The 23,959-nt window shown below is 68.9% G+C and carries 26 protein-coding genes; 20 read left to right on the forward strand and 6 right to left on the reverse strand.

Features of this window, described 5'->3' with window-relative positions; translation table 11 throughout:
• Window positions 1–10: 10 nt before the first annotated feature.
• Complete coding sequence (locus tag ACYVC6_RS17305; protein WP_460715682.1) at window positions 11–244, forward strand: hypothetical protein; 234 nt, start codon at window positions 11–13, stop codon at window positions 242–244.
• Between the two features lie 11 nt (window positions 245–255).
• Here the strand turns inward: ACYVC6_RS17305 and ACYVC6_RS17310 are convergent, their stop codons facing one another.
• Window positions 256–384 carry a hypothetical protein gene (locus ACYVC6_RS17310; RefSeq protein ID WP_460715683.1) on the reverse strand — a complete coding sequence of 43 codons (129 nt, stop codon included), beginning with the start codon at window positions 382–384 and terminating at the stop codon, window positions 256–258.
• Between the two features lie 130 nt (window positions 385–514).
• On the opposite strand from ACYVC6_RS17310, the gene ACYVC6_RS17315 reads away from it, so the two are divergent.
• The 16 genes from ACYVC6_RS17315 to ACYVC6_RS17390 all read left to right on the forward strand — a co-directional run bounded on the left by ACYVC6_RS17315 (window position 515) and on the right by ACYVC6_RS17390 (window position 17,557).
• Entirely contained in the window at window positions 515–895 is a 381-nt protein-coding gene (locus ACYVC6_RS17315; protein ID WP_460715684.1) for an STAS domain-containing protein, read from the forward strand.
• A 146-nt stretch (window positions 896–1,041) separates the two neighbouring features.
• Window positions 1,042–1,500 carry a TadE family protein gene (locus ACYVC6_RS17320; protein WP_460715685.1) on the forward strand — a complete coding sequence of 153 codons (459 nt, stop codon included), beginning with the start codon at window positions 1,042–1,044 and terminating at the stop codon, window positions 1,498–1,500.
• Window position 1,501: 1 nt separating this feature from the next.
• Complete coding sequence (locus ACYVC6_RS17325) at window positions 1,502–3,142, forward strand: TadE/TadG family type IV pilus assembly protein (protein WP_460715686.1); 1,641 nt, start codon at window positions 1,502–1,504, stop codon at window positions 3,140–3,142.
• Window positions 3,143–3,213: 71 nt separating this feature from the next.
• Window positions 3,214–3,987, forward strand: coding sequence for a Flp pilus assembly protein CpaB (cpaB, locus tag ACYVC6_RS17330; RefSeq protein WP_460715687.1), 774 nt, complete (start codon window positions 3,214–3,216; stop codon window positions 3,985–3,987).
• Complete coding sequence (locus tag ACYVC6_RS17335) at window positions 3,984–5,174, forward strand: AAA family ATPase (RefSeq protein WP_460715688.1); 1,191 nt, start codon at window positions 3,984–3,986, stop codon at window positions 5,172–5,174. Before cpaB ends, ACYVC6_RS17335 begins: the two co-directional genes overlap by 4 nt.
• A 1-nt stretch (window position 5,175) precedes the next feature.
• On the forward strand, window positions 5,176–6,573 hold the full coding sequence (locus tag ACYVC6_RS17340; RefSeq protein ID WP_460715689.1) for a CpaF family protein: 1,398 nt from the start codon (window positions 5,176–5,178) through the stop codon (window positions 6,571–6,573).
• Window positions 6,570–8,453, forward strand: a complete 1,884-nt coding sequence (locus ACYVC6_RS17345; RefSeq protein ID WP_460715690.1) for a type II secretion system F family protein — start codon at window positions 6,570–6,572, stop codon at window positions 8,451–8,453. Before ACYVC6_RS17340 ends, ACYVC6_RS17345 begins: the two co-directional genes overlap by 4 nt.
• Window position 8,454: 1 nt before the next feature.
• The gene (locus tag ACYVC6_RS17350; RefSeq protein WP_460715691.1) at window positions 8,455–9,384 is read left to right on the forward strand and encodes a type II secretion system F family protein; all 930 of its coding nucleotides are present in this window, start codon (window positions 8,455–8,457) and stop codon (window positions 9,382–9,384) included.
• Complete coding sequence (locus tag ACYVC6_RS17355; protein ID WP_460715692.1) at window positions 9,384–10,994, forward strand: sensor histidine kinase; 1,611 nt, start codon at window positions 9,384–9,386, stop codon at window positions 10,992–10,994. The genes ACYVC6_RS17350 and ACYVC6_RS17355 overlap by 1 nt, the downstream gene beginning before the upstream one ends.
• Complete coding sequence (locus tag ACYVC6_RS17360; protein ID WP_460715693.1) at window positions 10,966–11,613, forward strand: response regulator; 648 nt, start codon at window positions 10,966–10,968, stop codon at window positions 11,611–11,613. The genes ACYVC6_RS17355 and ACYVC6_RS17360 overlap by 29 nt, the downstream gene beginning before the upstream one ends.
• Before the next feature lie 477 nt (window positions 11,614–12,090).
• Window positions 12,091–12,285 (forward strand): Flp family type IVb pilin, encoded by a 195-nt coding sequence (locus ACYVC6_RS17365; RefSeq protein ID WP_460715694.1) that lies wholly within the window; start codon window positions 12,091–12,093, stop codon window positions 12,283–12,285.
• A gap of 311 nt (window positions 12,286–12,596) precedes the next feature.
• Window positions 12,597–13,133 carry a hypothetical protein gene (locus ACYVC6_RS17370; RefSeq protein WP_460715695.1) on the forward strand — a complete coding sequence of 179 codons (537 nt, stop codon included), beginning with the start codon at window positions 12,597–12,599 and terminating at the stop codon, window positions 13,131–13,133.
• A 732-nt stretch (window positions 13,134–13,865) separates the two neighbouring features.
• Window positions 13,866–15,029, forward strand: a complete 1,164-nt coding sequence (locus tag ACYVC6_RS17375) for a tyrosine-type recombinase/integrase (RefSeq protein WP_460715696.1) — start codon at window positions 13,866–13,868, stop codon at window positions 15,027–15,029.
• A 523-nt stretch (window positions 15,030–15,552) separates the two neighbouring features.
• Complete coding sequence (locus ACYVC6_RS17380) at window positions 15,553–16,380, forward strand: type IV toxin-antitoxin system AbiEi family antitoxin domain-containing protein (protein ID WP_460715698.1); 828 nt, start codon at window positions 15,553–15,555, stop codon at window positions 16,378–16,380.
• 74 nt (window positions 16,381–16,454) lie between these two features.
• Window positions 16,455–17,159: a nucleotidyl transferase AbiEii/AbiGii toxin family protein gene (locus tag ACYVC6_RS17385; protein WP_460715700.1), complete on the forward strand. Its 705-nt coding sequence runs from the start codon at window positions 16,455–16,457 to the stop codon at window positions 17,157–17,159.
• Between the two features lie 56 nt (window positions 17,160–17,215).
• Window positions 17,216–17,557, forward strand: a complete 342-nt coding sequence (locus ACYVC6_RS17390) for a helix-turn-helix domain-containing protein (RefSeq protein ID WP_460715701.1) — start codon at window positions 17,216–17,218, stop codon at window positions 17,555–17,557.
• Here ACYVC6_RS17390 and ACYVC6_RS17395 read toward each other — a convergent pair.
• A complete protein-coding gene (locus ACYVC6_RS17395; RefSeq protein ID WP_460715702.1) occupies window positions 17,547–18,218 on the reverse strand; it encodes a hypothetical protein in 672 nt (223 codons plus the stop codon). The genes ACYVC6_RS17390 and ACYVC6_RS17395 overlap by 11 nt on opposite strands.
• A gap of 234 nt (window positions 18,219–18,452) precedes the next feature.
• Between ACYVC6_RS17395 and ACYVC6_RS17400 the strand changes: the two genes are divergently transcribed.
• Both ACYVC6_RS17400 and ACYVC6_RS17405 read left to right on the forward strand, forming a co-directional pair.
• On the forward strand, window positions 18,453–19,328 hold the full coding sequence (locus ACYVC6_RS17400) for an NYN domain-containing protein (RefSeq protein ID WP_460715703.1): 876 nt from the start codon (window positions 18,453–18,455) through the stop codon (window positions 19,326–19,328).
• Window positions 19,329–19,688: 360 nt separating this feature from the next.
• Entirely contained in the window at window positions 19,689–20,291 is a 603-nt protein-coding gene (locus ACYVC6_RS17405; protein ID WP_460715704.1) for a hypothetical protein, read from the forward strand.
• A 74-nt stretch (window positions 20,292–20,365) separates the two neighbouring features.
• Here the strand turns inward: ACYVC6_RS17405 and ACYVC6_RS17410 are convergent, their stop codons facing one another.
• The 4 genes from ACYVC6_RS17410 to ACYVC6_RS17425 all read right to left on the reverse strand — a co-directional run bounded on the left by ACYVC6_RS17410 (window position 20,366) and on the right by ACYVC6_RS17425 (window position 22,799).
• A complete protein-coding gene (locus ACYVC6_RS17410; RefSeq protein WP_460715705.1) occupies window positions 20,366–20,530 on the reverse strand; it encodes a zinc ribbon-containing protein in 165 nt (54 codons plus the stop codon).
• Window positions 20,531–20,634: 104 nt separating this feature from the next.
• The gene (locus ACYVC6_RS17415) at window positions 20,635–20,838 is read right to left on the reverse strand and encodes a hypothetical protein (RefSeq protein WP_460715706.1); all 204 of its coding nucleotides are present in this window, start codon (window positions 20,836–20,838) and stop codon (window positions 20,635–20,637) included.
• Between the two features lie 339 nt (window positions 20,839–21,177).
• Window positions 21,178–21,957 carry an RNA polymerase sigma factor gene (locus tag ACYVC6_RS17420; RefSeq protein ID WP_460715707.1) on the reverse strand — a complete coding sequence of 260 codons (780 nt, stop codon included), beginning with the start codon at window positions 21,955–21,957 and terminating at the stop codon, window positions 21,178–21,180.
• A gap of 197 nt (window positions 21,958–22,154) precedes the next feature.
• A complete protein-coding gene (locus ACYVC6_RS17425; protein WP_460715708.1) occupies window positions 22,155–22,799 on the reverse strand; it encodes a helix-turn-helix transcriptional regulator in 645 nt (214 codons plus the stop codon).
• A gap of 98 nt (window positions 22,800–22,897) precedes the next feature.
• Here ACYVC6_RS17425 and ACYVC6_RS17430 point away from each other — a divergent pair, with 98 nt between their 5' ends.
• Entirely contained in the window at window positions 22,898–23,848 is a 951-nt protein-coding gene (locus tag ACYVC6_RS17430; protein WP_460715709.1) for a hypothetical protein, read from the forward strand.
• Window positions 23,849–23,959 lie beyond the last annotated feature (111 nt).

The following is a 23,959-nucleotide window of genomic DNA, read 5'->3' on the forward strand; positions in this document are numbered from 1 at the left end:
CAATGGCCCCATGACCTCCACCCCGACGCCACCACCGGCCGATCCCGCCGGCACCACGCCCGCGGCCTCGACGCCGGTCGTGCCCTACGGTCCGCCGGTGACGGAAGGGGGGTCGTCGGTCCCGGACGCGGCGATCAGCATCGACCTGTCCAGGCAGTCGGTGGCCGGCACCGCCGGGAAGTGGGCGATCCGCCTGTTGCTGCCGCTCATCATCCGCGCGATCTTCAGGGCGATCTTCAGGTAGCCGCGGGTCAGCTACCGCCCGCTCATGGGGGCGGCCGGCCATTCGCCGTGGAGGAGCTCATCGCGGAGGTGGTTGATGACCTCGTCGAGGACGGTCTCGAGCTGCTCGGAGCCGTCGTGGAGTCCTGCGTCGGTGGTCACCCCTCGACACTCCTCCAGATCGCCGGCGTGCGTCACCCCCTCAGGGGTGGGTGCGTCCGGGGCGCGCCACTTGGCAGATAGCCCATCTGGGTGGTCCCCTCCGGGCCCGGTTTCTGACACACTCGCCGCCGTGACCAGGGGGGGTGTCGCGCGATCCGGCGCGGGCAGAGTCGATGTCGCCCGCCATCCCGGGGTCGACGTGGTCACGGTGACCGGTGACCTGGACGTCCACCACCACCGAGCACTGCAGAGCGCGATCAGTGACGCCACGCAGGTCGCGCAGACCGAGGTGGTCCTCGACCTCACCCAGGTGGCGTTCCTCGACTCCGCAGGGATCGGAGCGCTTCTCCAGTGCCGCCGGGCGCTAGCCGGACGGGCCGCCCACCTGTCCCTGGTGTGTGCCGAAGGCGGCCGGGTCCACCGGCTGCTGGAGGCCTCCGGACTCGACGGCGAGCTGCCGACCTACCCCACGACCCAGGCTGCCCTGGACGCCCTGGTCGTCGGGGGCTGAGGTCCGCGGCCGGTCCGGGAGGTCGACCGCAGACGTCAGCGGACGCTGAGACCTGGCCGCAGCCCGTCACCTGAACTGGGTAAGGCGACCTCGACTGCCGCCCTCAGGCCCCATTGGGCTCCTAGCGTGACCGGCCAGGGGGGGTCATGGGGAGCACAGCGGGGACCGGGAGCACACGGACCGGGAGCACACGTCGCGTCGCGGGCCGGCACGCCGCCGAGCACGGCGCCGTCGCCGTCGAGTTCGGCCTGATCGCGGTGATCCTGTTCACGCTGCTGTTCGGGATCCTCCAGTTCGGGATCTGGTTCTGGTCCTGGCAGACCGGCGCCCACGCCGCCCGCGAGGCGGCTCGCTTCGCGGCGGTGGAGCCCTGTGACGAGAGCGGGATCGCCGGCAAGGCCAGCGCTGCGCTGGACGGTGCACCTGTCAGCGGCGCGGCGCCGGACATCGACGTGGACACGCCGGCCGACGTCAAGGTCGGTGACGAGATCACGGTGCACGTCCACTTCACGACCGTCGACCTCGGCTTCTTCCCCGGCTTCGACGGGATCGTCGACAAGAGCGCCACGTCCCGCGTGGAAAACGTCCCGGCAGGGGGGTGCTGACATGACAGCGATGCGCCGTGACGACACCGGGGCCACGGCCGTCCTGTTCGCGATGCTGGCCGTCGTGCTGATCGGCGTCGGCGCCCTGGCCGTCGACATCGGCCACGCCTACGCCAAGCGTTCGCTGCTCCAGACTGACGTGGACCTCGCAGTGATGGCCGCGACCGCCGAGCTCACCAGTGGTGGGGCCTGCAACCCAGAGGTGGTCGCCAAGGCCGAAGAGTTCCTGGAGAAGTCCGAGAACGCCGTGCCCGGGCAGTACGCCGTCGACCTGGGTGGCTCGGCCGGCGACCAGGACGGCTACATCACCTGCAACAACTGGCGGGTCGACCTGTGGGCGCCCAAGAGCCACGTGGAGTACGGACTGGGCCGGGTGATCTCCGCGAACGACGGCCTCGACGTCCAGGCGCACGCTGCCGCCCAGATCAAGGCCGCGAACGGCGGCGCGACCCTGCCGTTCTTCGCGGCGCAGGGCTGCGACTACGGTCCACAGAGCATCCGCAACGACAGCGGTAACTCCTCGCCCCCGCCTCCGCCGAGCCTGGCCCCCACCTCCGCCACGAACAACAACGCGACGTTCACGATCAACCCCACCGAAGCCCCCCCAGGCACCACGTCGATGTCGATCACACTGACGGGCAACGGCTTCAGGGACGTCGACGGCGTCGGGTTCACCGGTGCCGGCGGGCCGCCGTACCACTACCTCGTGCCGGTCTCGCCGGTCGCAACGCCGAGCACCCACTCGATCACCGTCTCGGTCCCCAGCGGGGTCCTGGCCGTGGAGGGCGTGTGGTGGGTCCGGGCGCACACCACCGACAACCAGGGCACGCAGGAATGGTCCCCGACCCCGGAGGCGCAGCCCTTCACGGTGGGCGAGGAGAGGCTCTACTGCGACGACTCCAACCAGGGCAACTTCGGCACCCTCGACATGCCGCGGACCGACACCAACTCGTTCTCGCTCCAGTGGAACATGATCAAGGGGATCGAACCCACGCTGGCCCTGCACCCTTCGCCGAACGGCGAGTGCGACGGTCAGGCCGGCAGCGTGGAGTCGACGACGACGCCCGTCGACGGCACCAACTGCGTGGAGACCCAGACCGGCCTTGACCCCGCCAAGACCAACGAGGGCCTGATCCAGGGGAAGGACGGGCTCCCCGGCCGCCTCGACACCGACTCGACGAGCAACTGCAGCCGGAGTGGTTCCAGCAGCCGCACGCCCGGCACCATCAAGGGCAAGCACATCAACGACGACGTGCTCAGCTGCTTCATCGTCAACGGGGCGAGCATCGGTGACCTGGTCCACGCGACCCCCGCCGGCATCCAGGCACTGTCCGCCGACATCTACCAGTCCCCGCGGTTCTTCTGGCTCCCGGTGCTGGACACGGACCCTGGGATGGGCACGAAGTCCTGGCCGATCGTCGACTTCCGCCCGGGGTTCATCACCGACCAGGCCCTCAGCGCCACCCATGACGCACCGGGGTCGATCAGCGCCTTCAACGGCCTCGAGGAGGAGCCCGCGGGCATCCGCGACGTCAGGGTCGTCCTCTTCGACGAGCTGGCCCTCCCCGAGTTCGCTCCTGCCACCGGCGGCGAGGAGGACTACTCGGGCTCGGGCCCCAAAGCCATCGTCCTCGTCGAGTGACGGGGTTCCATCCGCACCATCCATCCACACGGGGGCCTCGGGGCCCGCCACCTCGAGCAAGGACACGGCCCATGGCACGACGACCCATCATCCTCGTCATCTCCTTCCTGATCGCAGGTCTCGGCACCGCGATGGTTCTCCTCTACGTCCAGGGCATCGACGCCCGGGCGAGCGAGGGCCAGGAGCTGGTGGAGGTCCTGACCGTCACCGAGACCATCGAGGCCGGCGAGTCCGTCGCCGAGGCCCGCTCCGCCGGCAAGTTCGAGCTCACCCGGGTCGTGCGCGAAAGCCGGGTCGACGGCTCGCTGACCTCGACCGCGTCGGTCGACGACGCGGTGGCTCTCGACAACATCTACCCCGGGGAGCAGGTGATAGCGCAGAACTTCGGGGACCCCGGCGACGAGGAGAGCCTCACGATCCCCGACGACCTGCTGGCCGTCAGCGTCGAGCTGACCGACCCGGCCCGGGTCGCGGGGTTCGTCACCCCGGGCTCCGAGGTGGCCATCTTCGCCTCGGGCGACCCGGAGGTCTACCGGCCCGACGGCACCACCCGCAAGCTGGCGCCCTACACCCGCCTGTTGCTGGCCCGCGTGCAGGTGATCGGTGTGGGCGCCACCACGATGGCGGCCCGGACCACCACCAGTGACGGCGAGCAGACCACAGAGCAGATCCCGCGGACCATCCTGACCCTCGCGGTCACCCAGGAGCAGGCCGAGCGGGTGATCTACGCGGCCCGCAACGGTGACCTCGCGTTCGCGCTGCGGACCGAGAACTCCCAGGCGGTCGACAAAGCAGGCGTCACCGCGGCCGACATCATGCCCGAGATCTTCGCGGGTGCGCGATGACCGCCATCGTCGAGAACGACCCGGTGCTGGTCGACCTGCTCCGCTCGGCCGTGGGCGAGCCGACGACCGTGCTCTCGTCCGCCGACCGCCTCGAAGAGCACCTGCAGCGGCACCCCGAGGAGTACGCCGTGGTCCTCGGCCCGTCGGTCGACGACGCGCGGGCGGCGTCTGTCGCCGAGCGGCAGCGCATCGCCCGACCCGCCGTCGGGATCATCCTGGTCCGCCCGGAGGTGGACAACGAGGTCCTGACCGAGGCGCTCCGGTCCGGCATGCGCGAGGTGGTCGCGACCGACGACGCCGCCGGTCTTCGGCAGGCGCTCGACCGGGTCCGGATCCTGGCCGAGGCGATGAGCGAGAACACCGGCGCGCACGGCAGGCCGGAGGGCTCGGGCGGCCGGCGCGGACGCCTGCTCACCGTCTTCTCGACCAAGGGTGGCGTGGGCAAGACGCTGGTGGCCACGAACCTCGCGGCGGTGCTGACCGACCTCGGCAAGCAGGTGTGTGTCGTCGACCTCGACATCAACGGCGGAGACGTGGCGCTCATGCTGCAGCTGAGCCCCCAGCACACGCTGGCGGACCTGGCCGGCATCGCCGCCGACCTGGACACCAGTGGAATCCAGTCGCTGCTGGTCCGGGACGGCGCGGGCCTCACGGTCCTGGCCGCTCCGGTGCACCTGGCCTCGCCCGTTCCCGTCGAGCCGGTGGGCACGGTCCTGGACACGCTCAAGCAGCTCTTCGACATCGTGGTCGTGGACACCTCGGGCGCCTTCGACGAGTTCGCCCTGCACGCGCTGGACCACAGCGACCTGCTGCTCCTCGTCGGGACGCTCGACATCCCGTCCCTCAAGAGCCTCAAGCTGGCAACCGGCACACTCGACCTGCTCAACCTGCCCCGGGACCGGTGGCGGGTGCTGCTGAACCGGGCCGACCCGAAGGTGGGCCTGTCGGCGGCGGAGTTCGAGGAGACCCTGGGGCTGCCGATAGCCGCGAGCCTCTCCTCGAGCAGGGACGTGCTCGCCGCCGTCAACCGAGGCGAGCTCATCGCCCGGTGCCAGCGCGGCCACCAGGTCAGCAAGGCGCTGCGGGGTCTGGCCGCCGCGCTGGTCGACGACCTCCAGATGGCCTCCGTCTCCGAACCCGAACCGTCCCGTCGCGGCCCGCGCCGCCGTTCCCGGAAGGTGACCTGACATGACCCTCGCCGAACGCCTCGTGGCGGCCGAGCAGGACCGGCTCCACGCACCCGCACCGGGCGGCGCCCCGTCCGAGCCGGCGCCCGCCGACCGGCCGCAGCGCCGCGGCGCCGTACGCGACCCCTTCGCGCAGCTCAAGCGGCTGGTGCACACCCAGCTCGTCGGCAGCCTGGGACCGAAGCTCTACGACGTCAACCTGACCGCTTCCGAGCTCGAGCGGGAGGTGCGGTCCGCGCTGCAGCTCGCGATCGCCGGCACCGACCGACCGATGTCCGGTGCGGACCGGACCCGGCTCACCCAGGAGATCGCCGACGACATCCTGGGCTACGGCCCGCTCGAGCCCTACCTCCACGACCCCGAGCTGACCGAGGTCATGGTCAACCGGGCGGACGAGATCTACGTCGAGCGGGCCGGCCGGCTCTACCAGGTGCCCGCGTCCTTCGCGGACGAGGCGCACCTGCGTCGCACTATCGACAAGATCGTCGCCCGGATCGGTCGGCGCGTGGACGAGACCAGCCCGATGGTCGACGCCCGGCTCCCCGACGGCAGCCGCGTCAACGCGGTGATCCCGCCGCTGGCGCTGGACGGCTCGATGCTGACGATCCGGATGTTCTCCGCCGACCCCTTCACGGTCGACGACCTGATCGCCTTCGGGACGCTGTCGCGACCCGCGGCCGAGCTCCTGTCCGCCTGCGTCCGGGGTCGCCTCAACATCCTCGTCTCCGGGGGGACCGGCGCGGGCAAGACCACCACGTTGAACGTGCTGTCCTCGTTCATCCCGCCCGAGGAGCGCATCGTGACGATCGAGGACGCCGCGGAGCTGCGGCTCAACCAGGAGCACGTGCTCCGCCTCGAGGCCCGCCCGCCGAACATCGAGGGCAAGGGCGCGGTCACCATCCGCGACCTGGTCCGCAACTCGCTGCGCATGCGTCCCGACCGGATCCTGGTGGGCGAGATCCGGGACGCGGCCGCCCTCGACATGCTCCAGGCGATGAACACCGGCCACGACGGCTCGCTGTCGACCGTGCACGCCAACAGCCCGCGGGACGCACTGGCGAGGATCGAGACGATGGTCCTGATGTCCGGGTTCGACCTCCCGGTGCGGGCGATCCGGGAGCAGGTCTCGAGCGCGATCGACCTGGTGATCCAGCAGACCCGGCTCAAGGACGGCACCCGCCGGATCACCGCGGTCACCGAGGTCGTCGGCATGGAGGGCGACGTCGTCACCCTCCAGGACGTCTTCCGGTTCGACTTCTCCGCCGGCTACGACGCCAACGACAAGGCACTCGGTGGGTTGCGGGCCACCGGGCTGCGGCCTCGCTTCCTCGACCAACTGACCGAGCGCAACGTGACCGTCGACCCGGCGATCTTCGCCGCGCTCGGGGTCGTGCGATGAGCTCCCGGCGTCGAGCCGGGTTCCTCGGCATCGCCGCCGCCCTGGGGCTCGGCCTCCTCCCGGTCGGCGCCTCGGCGGCCGAACCCGAGCCGGGGATCGACATCGACCACGTCGAGGTGGCCGAGGACGGGACGGTCTCGGTGCTCCTCGGGACCGACCGGCTGCCGGCCGCCAGCACGCCGGACCTGACCGGGGTCGAGGTGACCGTGGACGGGCGCCCGGTGGACGTGACCGCCGAGGGCGTCGAGGCCGGCCAGGTCCGCCGGACCACGGTGCTCGCCCTCGACGTGAGCCTGAGCATGAAGGGGGAGCGGATCGAGGCCGCCCGCGCTGCCGCTCATGCGTTCCTCGCGGCGGCGCCACCCGACATCCGGGTGGGTCTGGTGACCTTCTCCGGCCGGGTGCGCGAGGTCGTGTCACCCACGACCGACCGCGAACAGCTGGCCGGCGTGGTGGACGGGCTGACGCTGTCCGGAGGCACTCGGGTCTACGACGCCGTCGTGCACGCGGTGCGGCTCGCCGGCCAGGACGGTGCCCGGTCCGTGCTGCTGCTGTCCGACGGCAAGGACAAGGGGGGCGGGGCGTCGGTCACGGAGGCCGCCGCCGCAGCCGTGGACGGCGGGGTCGTCGTGGACGTCGTGGCCCTCGAGCAGGACCGTGCCTACCGCGCCCTGCTCGGGGAGATCGCCGACGGCAGCGGCGGTGCGGTCGTCAAGGCCTCCGATCCGGCGTCGCTGGCCCAGGTCTTCACCGCCCAGGCGGACGCCCTGAGCCAACAGGTGCTGGTGCGGTTCGCGCGGCCCGACGATGCGGCCCAGGAGGTGGCGCTGGAGGTGTCGGTGGCTGCCGGAGGAGCGGTCTTCACCGACGGCGCGTTCGTGGCCCTGCCGGGCGCGGCCGACGAGGCCGGTGAGGTCGTCCTCGAGGACGCCCTCCTAGGTCGGACCGGACTGCTGCTCGGTGCCGCGGGCATCGGGCTCGGTCTGGCCATGCTTCTCGGCGTCGTGCTGCTGGGACGTCGCGGACCCACCGCCGGGCAGCGGCAGCTGGCGGCCTACCTCGGGGAAACCGGACCCGCTACCACCGACGGGCTCCGCGAGTCCGCCGTGGCCTTCGCGGGCAAGATGGTCGAGGGCGGGCTCGAGACCCGGCTCGTACGCCGCCTGGGGGGCGCCGGCCTGTCGGTCACGCCGGGCGAGTGGGCGCTGATCCACGCAGGCTTCACCGTGCTCGGCGGGTTCGTGGCCTTCGTCTTCGGCGGCCCCATCCTGATGCTGGCCGGCCTGCTGGTCGGGACGGCGCTCCCGGCGGCGTTCCTCCAGCACCGGCATGCACGGCGGTTGCGGGCCTTCGGCGCGCAGCTCCCCGAGACGCTGGGTCTGATCGCTGGTGGCCTGTCGGCCGGGCTGTCGCTACCGCAGTCGGTCGACACGGTCGTCAGCGAGGGCCACGAGCCGATGGCGGGGGAGCTGCGGCGGGCGCTCGTCGAGCAGCGGCTTGGCGTGGAGATCGAGGACGCGCTCGACTCGGTCGCCGACCGGATGGGCAGCGAGGACTTCGGGTGGGTGGTGATGGCCGTCCGCATCCAGCACGAGGTGGGAGGCAACCTCGCCGAGATCCTGCACACCGTCGCCGACACGCTCCGAGAACGGGAGTACCTACGGCGCCAGGTGCACAGCCTCAGCGCCGAGGGTCGGCTCTCGGCCTGGATCCTGAGCCTCATTCCCGTCGTGATGTTCGCCTACATGATGGTGGCCAACCGGACCTACGTGAGCATGCTCTACACCGAGACGGTGGGCCTGGTGATGTCCGCCGTCGCGGTGGTCCTGCTCGGGTCCGGGATCTTGGTCATGTCCCGTCTCGTGAAGGTGCAGGTGTGACATGTCCCCGGACCTGATGCTCGTCGTGGGCGGCGTCCTCGTCTTCGTCGCCGTCGTCCTCGTGCTGGCGACCGCCACCACGGTGGCCGGGGAGCGGTCTGCGACGGCCCGCTCCCTGACCATCGTCCGCTCGCTGGGGACGGACCTGGCCCCGGGGGAGTCGGAGACCGACCGGCCCTTCACCGAGCGGGTCCTGGCGCCCCTGACCGACCGGCTCGTGAGCCTGGGCCGCCGGCTGACCCGAGCAGACACTGCGGAGCGGCTCCGGCACCGGCTCGACATCGCAGGGAACCCGGCTGGGTGGGATGTGTCCCGAATCATCGGCGCCAAGGCGCTCTCGATGGTGGTGCTGGGTGGCCTCGCCGCCGTCTACACGCTGGGCAACGGAACAGCACTCCCGAGGGCGGCGCTGGTGGTCGCCGCCGTCGGCGGCTTCGGCTTCGTCCTCCCTAACGTCCTGCTCTACAACGCCGGACAGAAGCGGGAGGCCCTGATGCAACGCGCCCTCCCGGACGCGCTGGATCTCCTCACGGTGTCGGTCGAGGCCGGTCTCGCCTTCGACGCCGCGGTGATGAAGGTGGCCAAGAACACCCACGGCCCCCTGGCCGAGGAGTTCGCCCGCCTCCTGCAGGAGATGCGGTTGGGGGTCGGTCGTGGCGAGGCGCTGCGCGCGCTGGCCGAGCGGAGCAGCCTCAAGGACCTCAAGTCGTTCAGTCTCGCCATCGTCCAGGCCGACCAGCTCGGTGTCCCGATCGGGCGGGTGCTGCGGGTCCAGAGCAGCGAGATGCGGATCAAGAGGCGGCAGCGGGCCGAGGAGGAGGCCCAGAAGGTGCCGGTCAAGATCATGATCCCGCTCGTGCTCTTCATCATGCCCTGCCTGCTGATCGTGGTCGGCGGCCCGGCGGCCGTGCAGATGATGGACCTCTTCTGATGTCCGCCGTGGAGGTCCTCCGCCGGGGCCCGGCCCCGGCGCCGGACCCGACCTCGGTGCACCTCTGGCGGATCACCACCGCGGCGCGCGTGTTCGTGCTCGCGCTGGCCGGCGGCCAGCTCCTCGCGAGCGGCTCGGGTGCCGCGTTGTGGGGCCTGGTCGCGCTCGCCATCGTCGCGGCCGCCTGTTGCGTCGCGGAGCTGCCGCCGACCGCACCGCACACGCCCGTCGTGCCGGTGGCAGAGGCTCTGACCGCCGCGGTCGTCCTCGCGCTCGGTCCCCGGGCGGGAGAGGCGCTCCTCGTCTACCTGGTGCTGCCAGCGCTCGTCACCGGGGTTCGCCGCGGCACTCGTTCGGTCCTCGCGGTCTCGGGCCTCGCGGTCGCGACGGCCGTCCTGCTCGGCAGCCTGACCCGAGCAGCCGGGCACGACGGTCCTGGTTTCACGAACGCTCTGTCCTGGCTGGTCGTCGGCCTGGGTGCCGGCGTGCTCTCCGCGCTGCTGACCCGGACCACCCGGGACCTCGCGGCCAGCCAGGCGCCGTACGCCGCTGCGCAGCGGCTGGTGGCCGAGTGGCACGCACTGGAGGCGACCCAGGACCTCGACCTCGACGTCGGGTCGCTGGCCCGAGCCCTGCAGGAGGGTGCGCGCGCCGCGACCGGTGCTCACCGCTCCGGGGTGTGGGTGCGAGACCCGGACGGTGACGCGGAGGTGCTCACCACCCACGGAGCCCCTGGCCCCGATGACGAGGTGGTCGTGGACGACTGCCTCCAACGCGGGCAGGTCATCTCCTCCGGCGGGCTGGTGGCGGTGCCGCTCCGGGCCGGCGGGACCACGTTCGGTGCCGTCCTGCTGGAGACCCTGCAGGAGGTCACGCCGGCGGGGCTCGCGCTGGCCCAGTCGGGAGCGGACGAGGTCGCGTTCCGGCTCGAGACCGCGCTGCTCCTGGACTGCGTGCGGTGCCGGGCCACCGCCGAGGAGCGCCGGCGGCTGGCCCGTGACATCCACGACGGCGTCGCCCAGCGGATCGTCGCACTGGCCTACCTGGCCGACGAGATCGTGGCCGAGGCGCCAGGCGCCGGGGTCGCCCACGTGGCCGAGGAGCTGCGCGCCGAGGTGGACAGGGTCGTCGAGGAGCTCCGGTTCTCGGTCCTCGACCTCCGTGACGAGCGGCCGGGCGGCGCCTCGGCCGCACTGTCGGAGTACGTGCACGAGCTCAGCCGCCACAGCGACCTGCGGGTGCATCTCTCGCTCGACGAGCGCGGTGCCCGGCTGCCCCGGCGCATCGAGGCGGAGGTGGTCCGGATCGCCCAGGAGGCCATCGGCAACGCGCACCGCCACGCGCAGGCGATCAACCTCTGGGTCACGCTGGCCACCGACGGCGCCGACGTGCGCCTGGTGGTCGAGGACGACGGGATCGGGCACGCCGGGGCGCGCGCGGGTCACGTCGGGCTGCACACGATGCGCGAGCGCGCCGAGCGGATCGGCGCCGACCTCCGGATCGGCGGGCGTCAGGACGGCGGCACGGTGGTGGCCCTGCGGTCCCGGGCAGCCGCCACCTCCGAGGAGGAGGGGGTGCGCGATGGCGACCACCGTCTTGCTCGTCGATGACCACGAGCTGATCCGGCAGGGACTGGCCCGCGCCTTCGAGCGGACCGGAGGTCTCGAGGTCGTTGCCCAGGCTGCCACCGTGTCGGAAGCGCTGGCGACCTACGCCGCGCACCGGCCGGACGCGGTCGTGACCGACCTGCAGCTGCCGGACGGCACCGGTCTCGACGTCGTGCGTGCCGTCCGGCAGGACAGCGACGCCGTCGGACTCGTGCTGCTGACGATGCACACGGCCGATGCCCAGGTGTTCGCGGCGATGGAGGCGGGGGCCTCGGCCTTCCTCGGCAAGGAGACCCGGGGCGACGAGGTCGCCCGGATCGTGGCGCACGCCGTCGCCGCCCCCCGGAGCTTCGTCGCTCCCGGCCTGACCGGAAGCCTGCTCCGCAGGGGCGCCTCGGTGGCGACCCGGCTGACGCCACGGGAGCAGGAGGTCCTCCGGCTCGTCGCCGACGGGTTGGGGACCAGCGACATCGCGGCCCGGCTCTACCTGGGGGAGTCGACGCTCAAGACCCACCTCAACCGGATCTTCCGCAAGCTCGGGGTCAGCAACCGCACGCAGGCGCTGGCTGCGGCGATCCGGCTCGGCCTGCTGGTCGAGGCGAAGGAACCTAGTCACAAATGACTAGGTCGGGCGAGACCGCGGTTTGACTCGGGCTCCTGTCGCTATCGCAAGAATTGTCCCGAAACGCTCGTCGCCTGAGACCGGAATGGGGTTCGGAAATCTCCGACTCCGCCCGTTCCGGGGGAGAGTCGCCTATTCGAGGGGAACCATCTCATGACGCGGACATCCATCTCCGAGAACGAGCTCGAAGGGGAGGACCGGGCGGCCTCCTCAGTGGAGTACAGCATGCTCGTAGCCCTGATCACCGTAGCCATTAGCGCGATCGCCGTGACGGTCGGGACCGATCTCCAGGCGGTGTTCCAGGACGCTGCCACCTGGATTCCTTAGACATAGTCCTAAATGACTACACCCGACGAGACTCGAGTTTGACTCGCAAATGCGAGGGCCGGCGCAGGATCGTCACACAAGGGTTCCCACATGGGGCCCGGAAATCAGGATCGGAAAGGTCCGATTCCACCGTTCCGGAGGGGAAAGACAATGCTCGAGAAGATCCAGTTCATGACCCTGATGTTCATCTCCGACCGCCAGGCCAAGCGGGACGACCGGGGGGCGACCGCGGTGGAGTACGGCCTGCTCGTGGCCCTGATCGCCGCCGTGATCGTCGTCATGGTGGGACTCGTCGGCCAGGACGTCCTCACCGCCTTCACCACCATCGAAGACGAGCTGCCGTAAGGCTTGACCTGACACGACCGAGAGCCGGTGCCGCGCACGTGCGCGGCACCGGCTCTCTGCTGTGTCGTCACTTCTAGCGGAGCCCAGCAAGCCGGGACCACCACCGGCCTCGTGTGCCTGAGGCTCTGGCCACTCCTCGTCTCCACCGGCCGTGCGCCGCGACGTCGCCGACGGGCAACGTTGGCGGCACGGGACTTTCGGCTCTCTTCCCGTCCGGCTCTTCCGCCTTAGCGTGGCCGAAATGCGAGGACGGCCGTGCCCTCGGAACACGCAGCCGGAGGCAAGGCGTCGACAGGACGAGGAGGAAGACCATGCGTTTCCTGAAGAACCTGGCAGTCAGCCTGCTCGCCACGACCGTCCTGGTCACGACGACGGCCGCTGCCTCTGCGGAGTCCGTCGACGTGCCGGACCCCACAGGCGACGCACCACGGGCCATAGACGCCACCGGGATGCGCGTGGACAACGCACAGCACGCCGTACGGATCCGCCTGCACTTCGGCGACCTGCGCAGGTCGCGCGTCCGATCGGTCACCGTGGAGATGGATGTCGGCAAACTGCTCGGTCGGGGCTACGTGATCGTCTTCGAGCGACGTGCATCCGGCGGGTTCACCAAGCGGCTGTCGTGGGTGCGGCTCTACTCCGAGGGCGGCACGACCCTGCCCCGGTGTGCCCGGCTGAGGCTGGCCTGGACCAAGGACCGGGCCGACATCCGCCTCCCACGTTCCTGCATGAGCAAAGCCCATGACGAACGAGTCCGAGCGAACGTCAGGATCGTGAGCGTCACCCAGAGGCGAGAGAGGGTCCCGAACAAGTTCCTGACCTTCAGCCCCTGGGTGTCACATGGCTGACGAGTGACCATCGCCGTAGGAACGTTGGCCTCTGACCTGCGACGTGGCCGAACAGCAGAGCGGGTCGGGCGTGGACACATCGGACTCCGCTCCGCCGCTGTCCGGCGTCCGCTTCTCACCGAGAAGCAGAACGCCTCGGCATCAACCGCTGGGGCGGGCGATTCCGTGAAGTGGCCCACACGCTGATGGTTACTTGCACGTACCCCGAGACGACGACCACCAGGTCTCCTTGCCGTCCATAGTCTCTCGGCGGAAGTCGGTCGCGGCCCACGGGTCGCGCCCGACACGCCTCCTAGGAGACGCCCCTCCGCTTGACAACCCTCCTCCCGTTCGGCGGCGGGGCGTCGCAACACCCTTTCCGAGAATGACGAACGCCCTCCCCGAGAACTCCGGGAGGGCGTTCGTTCTGCTGGGGCTACGCGCCGGCTCGATCTGCGCGGATAGCACAAGAACGAGGAAGAAGCCCCTGAAAGGGCCTCTCACCTGCGGAATCTCTGGTGGGCGATACTGGGTTTGAACCCCAATGGAGCGTGAGCCTGAATTTCGGTGGCTCGTTGCTTCCTCTGATCGAGTTTCCCCCGTAAAATAGGGGATGTTGCGGGTCTCGGGTGCTGTGACAAGCCGCGTCAGACGAGGTCAGATCTGGCCTTCACTGTTCCCCGTATGTTCCCCAACAATGTCCTTCCAGTATCGCCTCGGCCTTTGGGGAACTATGGGGAACAGCGGCACCTTATGACGCCTTCGCGGACCAGGCGCAGCAGGCGGCGGAGCTTCGGGCGGATCGAGCAGCGAGCCTCCGGTCGCTATCGCGCGGCCTTCACCGGCCCTGACGGCCGGCTCTACCGGGCGCCGTCGACGTTCGACAGCAAGGACGACGCGACTGCCTGGTTGGCGGCGCGGCGGGCGGAGATCCAGCTGAACGTCTGGGCGCCGGAGGTGGTGGAGCGCAGCGTTGCGAGGAAGGCGATGCCGACCTTCCAGGAGTACGCCGAGCGCTGGGTCCGGACCCGAAAGACCCGCGGGCAGCCGCTGCGTCCGACGACCCGGGACCACTACGAGTACCTGCTCGAGAGCACCTTGTTCCCGACGTTCGGCAAGCTCCCGCTCGACGAGATCACGGTCGAGGACGTCAACGACTGGTACGAGACGGTGGCCAAGGGCCGGGAGTCCCAGCGTGCACACGCCTACAGCCTGCTTCGCACGATCCTCGGCACGGCTGCCGCGCAGCGCCCGCGGCCGTTGATTTCCTTCAACCCGGCGCATATCCGCGGCGCGGGCACCGTGGCGCCGGCGCACAAGGTCAGGCCGGCGAGCCTCGCCGAGCTCGAGACCGTCGTACGAGAGCTCCCGGACCGGTATCGGCTGATGGCGCTGCTGGCTGCGTGGTGTGCGATGCGCTTCGGTGAGCTGGCCGAGCTGCGCCGCGGTGATCTCGACCTGAAGACGAACCGCGTGAAGATCCGCCGCGGAGTGGTGCGGGTGCGCGGCGAGATGATCGTCGGCCCCCCGAAGACCGACGCCGGCATCCGGGACGTCGCGATCCCGCCGCACCTGATCCCTGCCGTCGAGCAGCACCTGGAGACCCATGTCGGGCCGGGACAGGATGCGCTGTTGTTCCCGGCGTCCGACGGGACCACGCACCTGCAGCCCTCGACGCTCTACAAGGTCTACTACCCAGCCCGGAAGGCCGCGGGCCGCGAAGACCTGCGCTGGCACGACCTCCGCCACACCGGGGCTGTACTCGCTGCGCAAACAGGAGCAACCCTGGCCGAGCTGATGGGGAGGCTCGGCCACACCACTCCTGGGGCGGCCATGCGCTACCAACACGCGGCGGCGGATCGGGACGCTGAGATCGCTCGGCGGCTCTCGGAGATGGCCGAGGAGGCACCCAGGTGATCGGTGTTCGGTCAATACCGAACGCCGAACAGTGCGGGAGTTGTCGGACGTTGCTGGTGGAGTGAGAGGCGGGTCGATCGAGCGGGGTCGCGTCGCGCCAAGCAGAGGGAGGCACGGAGATGTCGTCGGAGTTCGAACTGCTCGTAGGCCCTGGCCGATGGCTGATCGTCACCGAGACGGCGTCGTACCTCTTGGAGTTGGACTCGAATGGCCAAGGGCACCTGGTCCGTCATCCGGGGGAGGGCGAAGGCGTAGCGCCCGAAGCCGCCGAACTTCCGCCGCCCATTGCCGTCGACCTACGCGGGGATCGTGACGAGGTCGCGGTGCTGTGGGCGGAGGTCCCGACTGTCGGCCGGCCCTGGCGCCTCCACATCGATGTCCGAGGTGTCGGGATCACGACATTGCGCACGACGAACTTCGTTCGGCAGATCGTCAGTGACCCGTTCCCTGGTGCGTAACAAGAATCCGCAGAATCATGTCTGATATGATTTCGCTCAGGTTAGATACACGTTGGGAGATGGCCATGCGCACGCTCTCTGCAGTGCCCATCGGGCGGCTGCGCGATGAGGTGGTTGGGCGAGGCATCAGTGCGCTCACGCTCGACCAGGTCATCGAACTGACCCGACTCTCTCGCGGCGCCGCCCGAGAGGCGATGCGGCGCGCGCGCGTCGCCGGCCACTTCTTCGCGCCCGCACCAGGCCTCTATGTCCCGATCCCCTCGGAGTTCTCCTCGTGGGGGGTAGTGCCGGCAATGGACTTCATCGATCAGCTGATGGGCTTCCTCGACAGGTCGTACTACGTCGGCCTGCTTTCGGCGGCAGAGCTGCACGGCGCCGCGCATCAGCGGCCGCAGGTCTTCCAGGTGATGGTCGACCGTCCGCTCGCCGACCGTGACATCGAGCGGGTGCGCCTGCGCTTCTACGAGCGCGCGCACCTTGACGGCGTACCCGTCGTGCTGCGCAACTCACGGACGGCGCAGGTGCGGGTGTCATCCCCGGAGACGACGGTGTTCGATCTCGCGGAACGGCCCAGGGACAGCGGCTCCCTCGACAACGTGGCCACGATCTTCGGCGAACTCGTCGAGGAGTCGAAGCTCGATGCCGCCAAGCTCGTCGAGGTCGCTCCGCTGTACCCGCTCGCGGTGGTGCGACGCGTGGGGTGGCTGCTCGACCGTGTGTCGTCGTACGCCGATACGTCGGTTTTGTCGGCGTCCCTGCACGAGTTCGTCCTCGCCCACTCCCAAGAGGGTCGACGAGCAGTCGACCTGCTTGCAGCGGGTGGACCGAGGCGGGGCAAGTCCGATGCCACCTGGGGTCTCGTCGTGAATGCCGATGTGGAGCCCGACCTGTGATCCCAAGGGCCGTGGTCCAGGCGTGGGCGAGCGAGAAGCCGTGGTCCACTCTCGTTCAGGTCGAACAGGACCTCGTGCTCGCACGTCTCATTGTGGAGATCAGCGAGCATCCGGTCCTGGGTGAGGAGCTCGTCTTCCGCGGCGGCACTTGTTTGCACCAGCTCGTGATGGATCGGCCACGCCGGTACAGTGAAGATCTCGACTACGTGCGTTCCACGCATTCCGGCATCGGCAGCATCCTCGATTCCGTGCGTGACGTTGCCGCCCACGTCGGCCTCGATGTCGCCGGCACGAAGATCGGCGAACACCCCAAGGTGTTCCTGCGGGCAGCGAGCGAGACTGAGCCGACCGCCTCACTGAAGATCAAGGTGGAGATCAACACCCACGAGACGTCGCCCGCCCTCCCGATCCTGGCGAGGCCGTTCGAGGTGGGGACCGAATGGTTCAGCGGACACGCGGAAGTGCGGACCTTCGCCTCGCCGGAGTTGATCGCCACCAAGATCCGCGCGCTCTACCAGCGCAAGAAGGGCCGCGACCTCTTCGACATGTGGCTCGCCCTCACGGAGTTGGGCATCGCGGGCGACGACATCGTGGGCGCGTTCTCGCCGTATCGACCTGCGGGGATCGCCGCCGCGCTGTCCGAGGCGAACCTGCGGGCGAAGCTCAGTGACGACGCCTTCCGCAACGACCTCAACGCGCTCGTAGCCGAGTGGCCGGAGGGCTACGACATCGACCAGGCGGCCGAGCTCGTGATCGGGGAAGTGCTCCGCAAGATCTGAGCCGACTTGTTGAGCGTATGTGCCTAGAGACATTCGCTCGGCGGCGAAGGGGCCCCATGGCCAAGACATTCGCCGAGTACGCCCGCGAGCGCGAGGCGACCATGAGCTCCGAAGCACGCGAGTTGAGCCGAGCATTCGATGCGGCCGCGATGTTCGGCTCGGTCCTCTACAAGGCCCGCAGGGTACGGAACCTCCGGCAGGTCGACCTCGCCGAGTCCAGCGGAGTCACTCAGGCCGACATCAGTCGCATCGAGCGCGGCATGATCGTGCCGAAGGTGACCACGCTGCTCAAGCTTGTTGAGGCGCTGGACGCTCAACTCCGGTTCGTGCTCCTGCCCGATGATGAGCTGGTTGACGACCGGCGGGACCTCGTGACTTTGACGGTGCTCACTGACTGAACGCGTCTAGGGTCACCTGGTCGACCGGTTTGCCGACGATGGTTGCCCACGCCTGCAGCGTGCCCGCGAGTGCGATGGCGGCACCGGACTGCACGGCGTGGCTGCCCTGCTTGGTGATGAGTGCTCCCAGTGCGCTGTGGGCTCGTCTGCGCCGGGCGAGGTCGAGAATGTCGCGGGCCGCGCGCTCGCCGTACCAGTGGCCCTGGGGGATCCGAGCCTTCGCTCCGATCCCTGGCGGTGCGTCCGGGTGGTTGCCGGTCAGGATGGTGTCGAGCAGATCGAGGGCGACGCCGATGGTGCCGGCGACGGTGGCCTGCGAGCCGTCGGGTGACTCGGGTACGGCGGTGGCGAGGATGGCTCCGGCGAGCTCAGTCTCGTCCCCGGCGATCGCCCCAACGAACAGTCGGAGCGTGGTGAGCGCGAGCGACCGCGCTTCCCCGACGGGCGTGAACAGCTCCATGTTGCGACGCTCGACGGCTCGATCGAGCGCCGCCTGGAGAGTCTCCGTGTCGGGAATGGTGTCCGGGTCGTCGAGGTCGATACCGTCCTCGGCGAGGATCGGCGCGAGCTCGCGCATCAGGTCGTCGGCCATCCCTGGCGTGTGCACGATCTTGGGACCGCTCCAGGGCGGCTCCGGGGAGGAAAGGCGGGGATCGACCATGCGGAAGATCCTCCCAGGCTTGGGTTGGCTGTCAGCTCGCCGAGGTGATGCGAGGTCGCGTGCTCTGGTACGTGGGGAGAGCCACCCGGTTCGGTGCCTGGGGCTCCCTCAGTCGTGCTATCCTGGTCGCGTTGCAGTGGGTGCTCTATTAGCTATCGCATTCGCTGCCTATCGGGAGCCCCGTACGGGGCTCCCGCACTTATTTATCGAAAACCCCATATAGAGAGGCGTCCAATGGAACGTTTTGCACTGCTCGTTGATGCGGGCTACTTCTTCGCCGCCGGAGCCGAGGCGGCCTTCGGATCTGCGGTGTCCCGTCGCGAGATCCGTCTTGTTGATCCCGCTCTCGCTGTCAGCGAACTGCATCAGCAGGCGGCTGCCTTGTGCGGAGACGTCCAACTCCTCCGTGTCTACTGGTACGACGCGATGCCGGGTCCTTCACTTTCGCTCGAGCAGTCAGAGTTGGCGCTACAGTCCGGACTGAAGTTGCGGCTGGGTGTCCTCAACAACGTAGGGCAGCAGAAGGGTGTCGACTCGCTCGTCGTCACGGATCTGATTGAACTCGCGCGCAACCGGGCGGTCACCGACGCTGTCCTTCTGTCCGGCGACGAAGATGTTCGGGTCGGAGTTCAGATCGCTCAATCTTACGGGCTGCGCGTTCATCTCTGGGGCGTCGGTGATACCTCCCGGAATGTCAGTCGGACGCTTCGCATGGAAGCCGATACCTTCACCGCGATCGAGAACGACTGGTTTGCGCATGCCTTTGAACGAGTGGCGGATGTGAACGCCAGCACAGACGCCCCCGTAGAGCCACGGCTTGTCGTGGAGGCCGTGGAGGGTGAGTCGATTGAAGCGGCAGCTGATCGGGTATCTCGCGAGTTGCTCGCAGCACTCGACGACCGGGGCCTCCAGCAGCTCGACGCCGTATTCCAGTTGGGGCAGACCGTGCCGCTCGAGTATGACCGTCGACTGATCGCAACGACTGCCCGTGTGATGGGGGGAATTCGCTTCTCCCAAGCGGAGATGCGCGCGGTTCGAGGTGCATTTGTGACCGTCGTTCGGGAGCTTGTAAATCCATCAGGTCCCTCCGAGAACGGCCTTGAGGAGTGATGATGAGCGATCAGGACAGCCTTGGCCGTCAGGTTGCGTCCGTCGCGCTCATCTGTCTGGGAGTGATGCTGCTGGCCATCTCTCCAGCCGTAAGTCCGACCCCCTGGCAGCGAGCCCGGTTAACCGTCGAGTGGGCGCTCACCGTTCGTTCGCGCAAGTGAGACTGGATCTGGCCCGTTGCGTGCGCTCAGACGTGGAGCGCGCGTCGGGGGTTGCCGGTCAGGATGGTCTCGGGCATGTCCAGGTCGGCGCTGATGTGCCCGGGACAGCGCCTTGGGAGCCGTCGGGCGAGTCGTGCACGGCGGGGGCGAGGATGGCTTCGGCGAGCTCGCTCCCGGCGCCGCAACTTACCCTTGCGACGTGACCGATACAGACTGGATCGCGATCGGGGCGGTCGCTGCCGCGATTACTGCGCTGTTCACGGCAGCGATGGCTGTCGCAATCGTCGTGACGGCGATCTACGCGAAGCGCACCCTCGTGGCCACCAGGGAGGACAGCCGTTCGCGCACCCGCCCGGTGCTGGTGGCCTACCTCGAACGGGAGCTGTTATCCCCCGGCACCATCTTGCTTGTGGTGAAGAACTTCGGAGCTTCGACCGCAACCGACGTCCGTGTCGACTTCGATCCGCCGGCACCGCCCGCTGACGAAGTCGCCGCGCTCGCCGACAGCGACATGAAGAAGTGGCTTTATCAGCGGTTCGCTGTGCCTGTCCCGGTTTGGGGGCCGGGATGGACGACTAGCAATGTGATCCGTAGCGGTCAGGACTCTCTGGAGCCGATAACTGTGACACTGTCCTACGAAGGGCCAGACGGGTCGAACTACTCAGAGCCCTTCCTTCTCCACCCAGATCACGTCCTCAAAGAGACCTCCTCTGCGCCCAGCAAGACGGACAACCCCATTAAGTTGGGCCAGCAGGCGGTCGCGGCGATGCATGCGCTCGTGCGGACTATCCGAACGCGCTGACTGCCTGGACTGCGTGCGAGTACGGCCGGTCCCGCCCACCGTCTGGTGCAGACGGGACCGGCCTTGGCACTCGGTCAGCAGCGGTTGTAGGTCGTGTCCTGGCCCTTGCCGCAGCTCCTGCACGGGGGCAGGCGGTCGCTGGCGTCGTCAAGGTTGACGGACCAGCCGCAGTTCGTGCAGCAGTAGCGGCCGATGCCGGGCTTCTCACCGATGTCGTACATCTCGATCACCTCCTTCACGCAACTTCGCCGCGGGGCTCCGACACATCCGTCGGACCCAGTGGCCTTGAATCGTGACAAGGCTGCGGGCGCCGTGAGTCGATGCCCGCAGCCTTGCCCGTCGGTTACCCGTTCTCGGTGACGGTGGTGTTCGGGCTCCGCTGAGCCGTTCCCTTGGTCACGTACCGGCCGCTGATCGCCGACCGGTACGCCTTGCCCGACCCCTTGTTGCCGCCGGACTCGACGACGGAGGTGCGGGGGTGACGGGCGGCAGCCGCCCTCGAGATGTAGCGCCCCGTGATTGCGCTGCGTGCGTGGCCCTTGGCCATGTTTGGGACCTCCAAGTCCCTCGCACAGAAGCTTTGTCGAGTAGTCTTCCCGTTGCTACCCGTGACGGCTCTTCGACTGGCTTCTGCTGGTTGAGGAGCCTCACTTCTGTGGGCCCCACAGTCAGTTCCTCTGTTCGACCTGACTGCTGTCTGTGTATAAGTCCAGGGTCCTCGATTACCCCCCAGACTTTCTTGCAGCCGAGCCCTTGCTCTTCCACTGTCCCTCCGCACGCGCGACGATCCTCCGCGACGTCTCGTTCGGCACGGAACGTCGAGCTGCCCTTGCCGACTTCGTTCCGAGTGAACTGTTGTTCACCTTCGCTCTGATCTCTCTACTGGTCACGCGATACCCCTCTTCTTCAGTCGACCTCGCTCGTTCGCGAGCATGCGTTCCACGGCCTTCTCGGTGACCCCGAGGAAGTCTGCAATCTCGGCGTGCGTCCAGTCAGCAGCCCTCAGGTGCATGACCTTCCGGACTCTGGGATTCTTCACGGTGGACATGGCGTCAGCGGCCGTGACGCCGGCGACCACCTGCGATTCAGGACTCTTCGAGGAACCTCCGATCGAATCGATCAGTCCGTCGTCATCCGTGATCAGATACCGATTGCGGTTCTCTCCTGCCAACCAGCGACGGTAGACGTTCGGAAACCTGATCAGGCACTGGCCGATGAAGTACGTGCGGAGGGTTGCTCCTCGGCGGTGGTCCCACTTGCGCTTCATCAACACGTCGGTGCGGAAATGGGCCAGCGCCTTCGCCACCGTCTCGTTGGTCAGCTCGGCGTTCTCGTCCTCCGTGAACGGACGGTCCATCGCAGGGAGCCCGCCGAAGCCCCTGCTCTTGCAGCGCTCGAAGATCATTCTCCGGCCGATCCAGCTCGCGATCACCGCGTAGCCGTACTTAGCGAGCTCGTTCGAGAAGTAGTCCCAGAGCGGGCCCTGGTATCTCTCGAGCGCGAGGTCCATGTTCAGGTCGACATCGCCGGCCATGCGGTCCACCGAGTCGGCGAGGTCGGCCTGTCCGGCTTCGACAAGCCATGCTTCCGGGACCGCTGGATCAGGTTGTATGTGCGCGCCAGAGGCGCCGGACTGTTCCGGCTCGCTCTCCGGCTGCGGGGCCATAACCGTCTCTTCTCTCGGGGACGACCAGCGACTCCGTCGATGGTTGTTCCCTCATAAGTGCACCTGCCAGGACCACCCCCCAACTTTTCTCGAACTTCTTTCGGGCGTGTTCCCATTGCTGGCTCATTGTCCGCCGTGACACCGACAGCTTCGATGGGTTCGCTCGGCGCGTCGAGTGCTCGGAGGGCGTTCGGGCCTCAGCCACGGAGTGTGCGTCGGATCTCCTCCGCCGTGAGCCCGCGGCTGGCGAGTTGGCGGATCGCGCGTTCTCGAGCACGCCGGCTGATCGGCTTCCCGTGCTCGTCCTGCCGTCTGGCGCGTTCATCGGCCAGCCACCCCAAGGCGGCCTCGCGCACGAGCGGCTGCCACTCGCTACGTAGCTCCGCCGGCAGCCTAGGGGCCAGGTTTACCCAGGCGTCGACGAGAAGGGCGCCGTCGAGGTGGTTGAAGAGCTGTTCCTCGTCGCCGTGGGTGAGCAGCCACGCGTACGCCTCGACGCGGCCCTCGCGGTTGAGCAGGTCGGACGTGCGGAGAGTTCGGTCGGCGTCGCGGGTGTCGATGGGGGCGAAGCAGGCGGGTTGGTCGACGCGCCAGAGCTGGTCGGGCACCAGATAGGTCCCGCCGCGTTCGCCGTGGACCTCGCGGAAGGTCACCCGCGGCTGGAGGCCGAGGTCGAAGCCGAGTGAGTGGAGGATGCGCTCGGCCACCGCGAGGGTCGGGGACTTCGCGCCCCGCTCGTACGCCGACAGCGTGGGCTGAGACGTCCCGGAGCGGCGCGCGACGGCTTCCTGGGTCAGCCCGCGGGCGACTCGGGCGACCTCGAGGAGTGAGCGGCGGTCCACATCCAGAACATATCCAAAAGGATCTGGCACGCCCATAGAGCGACGATGGTCTGCACACCTGTCCTCCAAAGGCACCCGCTGACCTGAAGGAGCGCGACTTGAGCGTGGCTGGCTACTTCGGACTCGACGACCCGGAGTCCGCACTGATGACCGAGGCGCGGGCCGGGTGGGTCCGGTGGTGCGCAGAGGACCCGGCTCTCGCGGTGGTCGAGGACCTGACCGACCTCCGGGCCTGGACCTGGCGCGCCGAGCGCGAGGCGAAGGGGCGCGTCTTCGGTCGCTTGGCCGAGGTCGCACGGACCGAGGATGCGTCGCGGGCTGCGCTCGTCTGGCTGCTCCTACCCGGCGCGATCAACCTGGCCGACGGATTGCGCGACCTGACCCCGGACATCGACTCGCTGGTCGCCAGCCAGCTCTGGATCGAGGTCTCCCGCAGCCACCTGCACTCGCCGTACGGGCTGGCGAAGGCCGTCCTCAACAGCACCCGCCGTGCCGTGCTGGCCGAGCTGGGAGTCGGCAGCCACGGGAGGCAACGCGACCGGGCGTGGAGCCAGACGGTCCTGCTGGACCGGTTCGAGGATCAGGCGGTGCAGCTCGAGCCCGAGCGCTTCGACCCGTACGACGATCTGGTCGAGGTGCTCGACGCTGCACTACGCGACAACGCCGTCGGGGGCATCGACATCTGGCTGCTGCACGAGCTGGCGGTGGCCGCCCACGCCGCGGACGCGCCGATGCGCCGCGGCCGGTGCGGACTCACGTCGCCGGCGATTGTCGACCAGATCGCCCGCAGGCGTCCGGAAGCAGCCCGCACGCTACGACGTCGGCTCGGCAGCGCGGTCGACCAGCTCGCGGCGTACGTCGACTGCTGGCAGGACGACGCCCGCCTCGCGCAGTGGCGCGCCGACCATCCGCACCGGCTGCCCACCGAGAAGGAGCTGCTCGAGACCGAGCGGGTCTACGACGAGTTCCTCACCAGCCGAGGCCAGGGCCCTGACTGGGAGCCGATCGGGACGGATGGGGTTCCGCTGGTGCTGCGCGCCTCGGCGTGAGTAGCGAGGCCATTCGAGAATTATTATACGATTAAAAAACAAGGTGTAGACAACGGAGCGACAGAAGCGTAGGCTTGGTATCAAGACCTTCCAAGGAGAAGGAGGAGAAGA

Source organism: Nocardioides dilutus, assembly GCF_054779555.1.